Source organism: Micromonospora sp. DT68 (assembly GCF_049847245.1).
Lineage (GTDB): Bacteria > Actinomycetota > Actinomycetes > Mycobacteriales > Micromonosporaceae > Micromonospora > Micromonospora profundi.
Map to the genome: position 1 here is coordinate 82,482 of NZ_JBNCNZ010000022.1, position 6,405 is coordinate 88,886.

Genomic DNA, 6,405 nt, shown 5'->3' on the forward strand with positions numbered 1-6,405 from the left:
ACCCTTCGACTGGTTGGTGTGGGGGCGGCCGGCTCGGCCGACCGCCCCCACCTCGAGGCGTCCTCAGCTCAGGGTGAGGGTGAGGGTCGCGGCGTAGGTGCCGGCGAGTTGGTTCGCCGGCACGGAGAGGGTCAGCCCGGCTGAGGCGTCGAAGCTGCCGCCCGTACCGGTGGCGCTGGTCGGTGCGGAGCAGAGCGTCGCCGCGTCGACCGTGCCCGGGGTGCCGGCCACCGCAGTGACCGCGTTTGTCGCGCCGGCGGTGCCGACGCAGGCCGGTGTCCAGGACAGGTTGCTCTTGGCGATGGTTCCGCCCGGGGTGCCGGTGAAGTCGGTGACCGTGCCGACGAGGCTCCACCCGAAGGTGCTGCCCCGGTGGTCGGTCACCGTGACGGTCGACAGGTTGCCCGTCGCCGTCTGTACGCTGCCGCCGACGGTGACGCCGGAGAGCGGGATGTTGCCGGTGCCGGGGGCGCGAGCCATCGACAGGTTTCCGGCGGTCACGGTCTCCGACAGGTTGTACGACAGGGTGCAGTTGCCGGTCGTGGCCGAGCCGGTCTTGGCGGTGCACGAGTCAGCCGACCCGGTCCAGGCGGAGATTGCGAACAGGGCGCCGGACTGCGCGCCGATGTACGCGGTGGTGCTGTCCGTGACGGTGAAGGTGGCGTTGATCCCACCGGTGGCGCCGGCCGTGGCCGTCGTTGCCGGGTCGCTCGTCGCGGGCGGCGGCGGGGCGCCGGTGAGCGCCTTGTAGCCGCCGATCGTGACGGTGCCGCCCGGGTTCCAGTTGGTGCCGGTGACCGTCACCACGGTGCCGGAGCCGCCACCGCTGGGGGTGATCGCGATGCTCGGCGAGCCGAGGATCGTGATCGGGACGGAGACCGTGTTGGTACCGTCCGAGACCGCCACGGTACGTGCTCCCGTGGTGGCGCCGCTGGGCACCGTGAGCGTGCCGGTGCCGGCGCCGGCGGCGTCGGTCGTGCCCGTGCCGGCGCCTTCGGCCGTTCCGGTGCCGTCGGCCGCGCGCAGTGTTGCGGTCAGGGCGGTGGACGGCGCGAGACCGGTCACCGCGTAGTTGATGACGTTGCCGGCCCGGGCAGCCCCGGTCACGGTCTGGCCGGTCACCGAGGTGACCGAGACCGTGCCGCCGAAGACGGTGAAGCTCTCCACGATGGGTGTCGGGACCGGTGCTGCCTTGTGGTCCCGGTCGCCCGCGGCGGAGCAGTACGTCTTGGCGATCGGGTTGTTGAGGATCACCCGGTTGACGGTGAGCGTCGCGGCTCCAGTCGCTCCGGCCACATAGGTGCCGGTGGCGGTGATCGGGCCGGTGGGGGTGTTGCCGGGGATCGGACCGGCGGGGTAGTTGGTCTGCTGGAGGGTGACCGGGCCGCTCTGCGAGCCACCCAGCGCCGCCTCCACGACGATCGGCACATCACCGGGGTTGATCGCGACCGGGCCGTTGTTCGGACCGGTCGCCGCGGTGAAGGTCACCGTCACGGTCTGACCCGGGCTCGGCGTCGCCGGCGTCTGAGTGAGCCCGAACGAGTCGGCCCAGTTCGTCGGCGAGCTGCCGGTACCGGCGTCGTTGAAGTACAGCCGGCATCCCAGGTTGCCCGGGGTGGGGCCGTACGCCTGCGCGGGGGACACGCAGACCGCGGTCGCGGCGGCGACCAACGCCGCCACGCCCACCGCTGTTGCCGTAGTTCTGAGCAATCCCATTGCGGTCCCGCTCTCCTTCCTGTGGGGAACGGTGCACCCCTTGCTGCTGTTTCGCTAGCGGAAACAGCAGTTTCCAAAATTGGATAGGTTCATAAAGGCAGCCAGCCAGCCCTCCTGTCAATAGCCCGACAGGCGATTTGACGCCGGCCAATGTGATCGACTCGGGCGGACCACCGCAGCGCCGGCGGCGGGTTCCTCGGCACGGCCTTGGCAGGGGCCCCGAGATGGGGCAGAGTGTGGAAACGGTGTTTCCATGAGGAGGTCCAGGTGCGTTACGTGATCATCGGGTGCGGCAACGTCGGCATGGAGCTGGCCCGTCGTTGGGTCTCGGCCGGCCACCAGGTGATCGGCACCACCACCTCCTCTGAACGGGTGCCCGAGCTGGCCCCCGTCTGCACCGAGGTGGCGATCCTCCGTGGCAGCGACCGTCCGGCCGTCGAGCGGGTCACCCGGGACGCCGACGCGGTCGTGCTCACCGTGAGCCCGCGCATCGCCCGAGCCTTCGACGCCGACCAGCGCGTCGCCGAGTACGCCGACACGCTCACCGCGTCCGCGCGCACCGCCGCCGCCGTGCATCCCCGGGTGGTCTTCACCAGTTCGGTGTCGGTCTACGGTGCCGGCCATGGCGCGCTGGTCGACGAGGCCACCCCGGTCACCGACGACCCGGACGCTTCCCCCCGCAACTTCGTCGCCGCCGAGGCAGCCGTGCTGGCCGCCCCGCGCGGCGCCGCGCTGCGGATCCCCGACGTGTACGGGCATCCGCGCGACCTCGACTATCCGACCCGGGTGAAGCTGGCCCACGAGATGCTCGGCGGCAGCGTGCCGTTCTCGGCCGAGGCCTTGCACTACCGCATCGACTACCGCGACGCCGCCGCCGCGCTCGACTTCGTGGTGACCCGCGACCTCACGGGCGTGTTCAACGCGGTACCGGACGCGGTCGTGCCGCAGACCAACCAGGCCGTCCTCGACGAACTCTGCGCCGCCGGGGGCTGGCCCGCGCTGACCTACCGGGGTGAGATCAGGACCCCGTTCGTGCCGATCAGCTCCGGCAAGCTACGCGCGGAGGGCTTCGCCTTCGCGCACTGACTCGGCCCGGAACCTCTGTCCGCTCTGGACTGTCCGGCCGATACCGGCTCAGCCGGCGGTCCCCGCGAGCCGACGCCCGACCAGCCGACCGAAGGCCATGGCCGGCGTCAGGCACATGCCGGAGCAGAACGCGTTGCCATTGACAGCGGCGGAGCCGATCACCTCACCGACGGCGTACAGACCGGGGATCGTCGTGCCGTCCGCACGGCGGACCCGCAGCAGCTCGTCCACGTCCAGGCCGGCGAACGTGATCAGGGTGACCGGATGGTTCTCCAGCGCGTAGAACGGCGGCTCGACGATCGGCGCCGGCAGGTACGTTCGGCCAAAGTCGACATCCCGGCCGTCGGCGACGAACCCGTTGTAGCGGGCCACCGTGGCCGACAGCCCCGCCGGGTCGATGCCGGCCACCCCGGCGAGCTCCGCCAGCCCGGACGCCCGGTGCACGCCGCGGCGCCGGCCGCACTGGGCGTCCAGCTCGGCCGCGCTCCAGCCGTGCACCATCGGGTACGACTCGCGTAGGGCCTGGGCGTCGAAGACCGTCCAGAAGGTCATCCGGTCGACAGTGGTCAGCACCCGCTCCTTGTGGTCGATGCTGGGCTCATCCTCGGCGATCCAGCGACTTCCGGCGCGGTCGACGTAGATCTCCCAGGGCGGCCGCTCCGGCGCCACCAGGTGCGGCCGGTGCGCCCAGTCGACCCGAAGGTCGCCGTCGACCGGGGGCAGCCCGCCGAAGGTGGGGATGTAGCGGCCCAGGCCCTGCAGGCCGGCGCCGACCGACCGGCCCATGAGCAGGCCGTCGCCGGTCGAGGTGGGTGCCGCCGAGGTGGTCAGCGGCGCGCCCTCCAGCTCGGCGAACAGCTCCGGCGCGTACCCGAATCCGCCGGTGGCGAGCACGACGGCGGGTGCCCGCCACCGCGCGCCGTCGGCGGTGGCCACCCCGACCACCGCGCCGCCCTCGGTCAGCAGTTCGGTGACGCGCACCTCGCAGCGCAGATCGATGCGGCCGGCGGCCCGATGCGCGTCGAGCATCGGGCGCAGCACGGCCAGAATGGCCGGACCGCCGGGGACGGTGGTGGCGTGGACGGTCCGCGGCGTGCGGTATGGCTCGTGCCCGTACACGATGCGGGGCGTACCCGGATCGACGGTGAGCCCGGCGGCGAGCAGCCACTCCAGCACCGCCGGCTGTTCGCGCAGCGTCAGCCGGGTCAGGTCGGCCCGCGCGGCGCCCCGGCTGATCCGCCAGACGTCGTCGAAGTGCCGCTCGGGGTCGTCGCTGATGCCCCGCTCATGCTGCAGCGAGAAGCCGCCGGCGGACAGGTGCCCGCCCGAGTACGGCAGGGCGCCCCCAACGTCCGGCGCCTTCTCCAACAGCAGCACGGTGCCGCCCGCGTCGGCGGCGGCGATGGCACAGGCCAGGCCACCCGGCCCGGCGCCCACAACGATCGTGGTTGGCACACCCACCTCCGGCACTCCCGTTGTGTTTCCCTGGAAGTGACAGTGTTTCCATAAGTTCGGACGCCGTCAAACGTCCTGGGCGAGCCGTTCGGCAGTGATCGTGGGCTACTTGTGCACAATCCCGAGGTGCCGTAGCGCTGACATCGAGCAGTTTTCAGTCCACCGGGTGGTTGGGGATCCTCGATCGGACGGCCAGGCCGTACAGGCAGGCCAGCCCGGCCAGGATGCCGAACAGGACGAACGGGCCGGCGGGGCGCCAGTTGTCGTACAGGGTGCCACCGGCGGCGAACGCGATCATGATGCCGATGCCACCGCTGAGCGCGAACGTTCCGATGACCGAGCCCCGGGTACGGCTGGGAGCCTGTTCGGCGATCAGCACCTGACTGGAGATGACGGCGCTGACCTGGCCGAGCCCGATCAGCGCGGCGACGGCGTAGCCGAGCGGGCTGAACGGGTCCCCGACGAAGATCGTGGCGGTGTAGCCGAGGGCGGCGGTCCCCAGGGAGATCAGCACCGCGTCGGTGCGGGACAGCCGGTCGGCGATGATGCCGATGGCCGGTGCCCCGATCAGCGCAATGCCGTTGGCCACTCCCAGCAACAGACCTGCCTTGGCCAGCGCCTCGGCCTCGCTGAGCCCGAGGTGCTGGGTGCCGTACTGCTGTGCCCAGAGGGTGAGGTAGGCGCCGACGAGCGCCAGGTCAGCTCGGGCGACGAAGGCGCTGAGGTAGGCGAAGGAGACGCCGGGGCGCCGGATTTCGGCTACGCCCTCGCGCAGCAGCCTGGGGATCGGGATGTGCTCGGAGTGCGTTGTCGCCAGCCCGCCCCGGAGGGTGAGCCGCATCAGGATCGCGGTGAGCAGGGCCAGCCCGCCGACGATGAGGTAGGTCGCCCGCAGCGCGGCGATCGCGTCCATCCCGATGCCCTCGAAGATGTCGGGCAGTTTGATCAGCACGAAGAACGTGACGAGCGCGCCGAGACCGTTGCAGAAACCGAGAATGCCGTTGGCTCTGCCGCGGGTGCTGTCCCGGACATAGTCGGCGACCACGGCCGTGAGCATCACGGTGACCATCGCCACGCCGACGGCCGCGACGCCCCGGGCCAGGTAGTAGGGCAGGACCGAGCCGAGGAACGGTGCCATGCCGACGCCGAGGCCGAGCAGGATGTAGCCGCCGACCACGATCGGGCGCCGTCCGAGGCGGTCGGACCAGGCACCGGCCAGGCCGACCGCCGCGATCAGGACGATTTCGCTGATCAGCCCAGCGGTGCCCACGATCGAACCCTGCTCCCCCTTGGGCACACCCAGGACGGAGGTGAGTAGTGCCGTCTGCGCGGCCGGGATGAACGTGAACGTCATGATCGACGTCAGCGCCAGCCAGTAGTACCCGCTGATGTTGGTCCGGGTAGTGCCCGGTGAGAGCTGGAGTGGCCCGAACGTGGTGGTCTGCTCGCCGGCCTCCGGCGCGGCGGCGGTGTCTTCCTGGCTGCGATGCACGCTGGCCCCCTGCCCCGTGGTGGCATGGATGGAAACGCTGTTTCCACACACTAGCGGGTCAGGGCCCGGACGTGATGGCGTCGGTGCGGCGCATTTCTCGCCGCCCGGTCCCGGTCCGGCGCACGGTGCCCGTCCATCCCGACGAGCCGATCCGCCCGCCCGGGGACGCCGCCACTGACCCTGCACGAGCGCAACTACCAGTCCCGCTCCCGGATCAGACACTGTCCGCGCGTCTGGCGCACTAGCTCGCGGCCGAGCAGGTGGTCGCCGACGTGGTGAGAGCCTTCGATACCAGATACGGCATGCCACTGACGGTGAGTCTTCTCCACACGCCCGTCGGCAGCGAATACGTGCCGGGCACCAACACCATCGTCCTGTCCCCGAAGTACGCCACGCCAGAGTTCGTCGCCGTCGCGGACAAGCTGATCCTGTACCGGTTGGAACGCCCGCGACAAGTGGGTGGTCTCCAAGGAGATCTAAAGTAGACGGCGCATCAACCCACTCGGTTGGGGGTCGACATCCGGTCGGCCCGCACCCCGGCGCACTGCGGGCATCGACGAATCGATGCACTGCCTGAGACCGGGGGACGCAAAGCTCCAGACTCAGATCGAGCCCGAAGACGTATGGAGGACACGTGATGGTGGAAGTGAAGGACG

At 70.9% G+C, this 6,405-nt stretch carries 5 protein-coding genes; 2 read left to right on the forward strand and 3 right to left on the reverse strand.

Translation table 11 applies throughout. The features are described 5' to 3' along the window. Nucleotides 1-63: 63 nt before the first annotated feature. Nucleotides 64-1,716, reverse strand: coding sequence for a hypothetical protein (locus ACPXB1_RS27945; protein WP_355597718.1), 1,653 nt, complete (start codon nucleotides 1,714-1,716; stop codon nucleotides 64-66). 267 nt (nucleotides 1,717-1,983) lie between these two features. On the opposite strand from ACPXB1_RS27945, the gene ACPXB1_RS27950 reads away from it, so the two are divergent. Then, nucleotides 1,984-2,802, forward strand: a complete 819-nt coding sequence (locus tag ACPXB1_RS27950; protein ID WP_355597720.1) for an NAD(P)-binding domain-containing protein — start codon at nucleotides 1,984-1,986, stop codon at nucleotides 2,800-2,802. Nucleotides 2,803-2,850: 48 nt separating this feature from the next. Here ACPXB1_RS27950 and ACPXB1_RS27955 read toward each other — a convergent pair whose 3' ends face one another. Together ACPXB1_RS27955 and ACPXB1_RS27960 are read right to left on the reverse strand one after the other, a co-directional pair. Beyond that, on the reverse strand, nucleotides 2,851-4,257 hold the full coding sequence (locus tag ACPXB1_RS27955) for an FAD-dependent oxidoreductase (RefSeq protein ID WP_355597722.1): 1,407 nt from the start codon (nucleotides 4,255-4,257) through the stop codon (nucleotides 2,851-2,853). Nucleotides 4,258-4,411: 154 nt separating this feature from the next. After that, the gene (locus ACPXB1_RS27960; RefSeq protein ID WP_355597724.1) at nucleotides 4,412-5,749 is read right to left on the reverse strand and encodes an MFS transporter; all 1,338 of its coding nucleotides are present in this window, start codon (nucleotides 5,747-5,749) and stop codon (nucleotides 4,412-4,414) included. 314 nt (nucleotides 5,750-6,063) lie between these two features. Between ACPXB1_RS27960 and ACPXB1_RS27965 the strand changes: the two genes are divergently transcribed. After that, nucleotides 6,064-6,234, forward strand: a complete 171-nt coding sequence (locus ACPXB1_RS27965; RefSeq protein WP_425736009.1) for a hypothetical protein — start codon at nucleotides 6,064-6,066, stop codon at nucleotides 6,232-6,234. The last annotated feature ends 171 nt before the right edge of the window (nucleotides 6,235-6,405 follow it).

Bases quoted from the DNA above. Each gene is read 5' to 3' on its own strand.
- ACPXB1_RS27945 (WP_355597718.1), bottom strand. From the start codon at position 1,716: ATGGGATTGCTCAGAACTACGGCAACAGCGGTGGGCGTGGCGGCGTTG.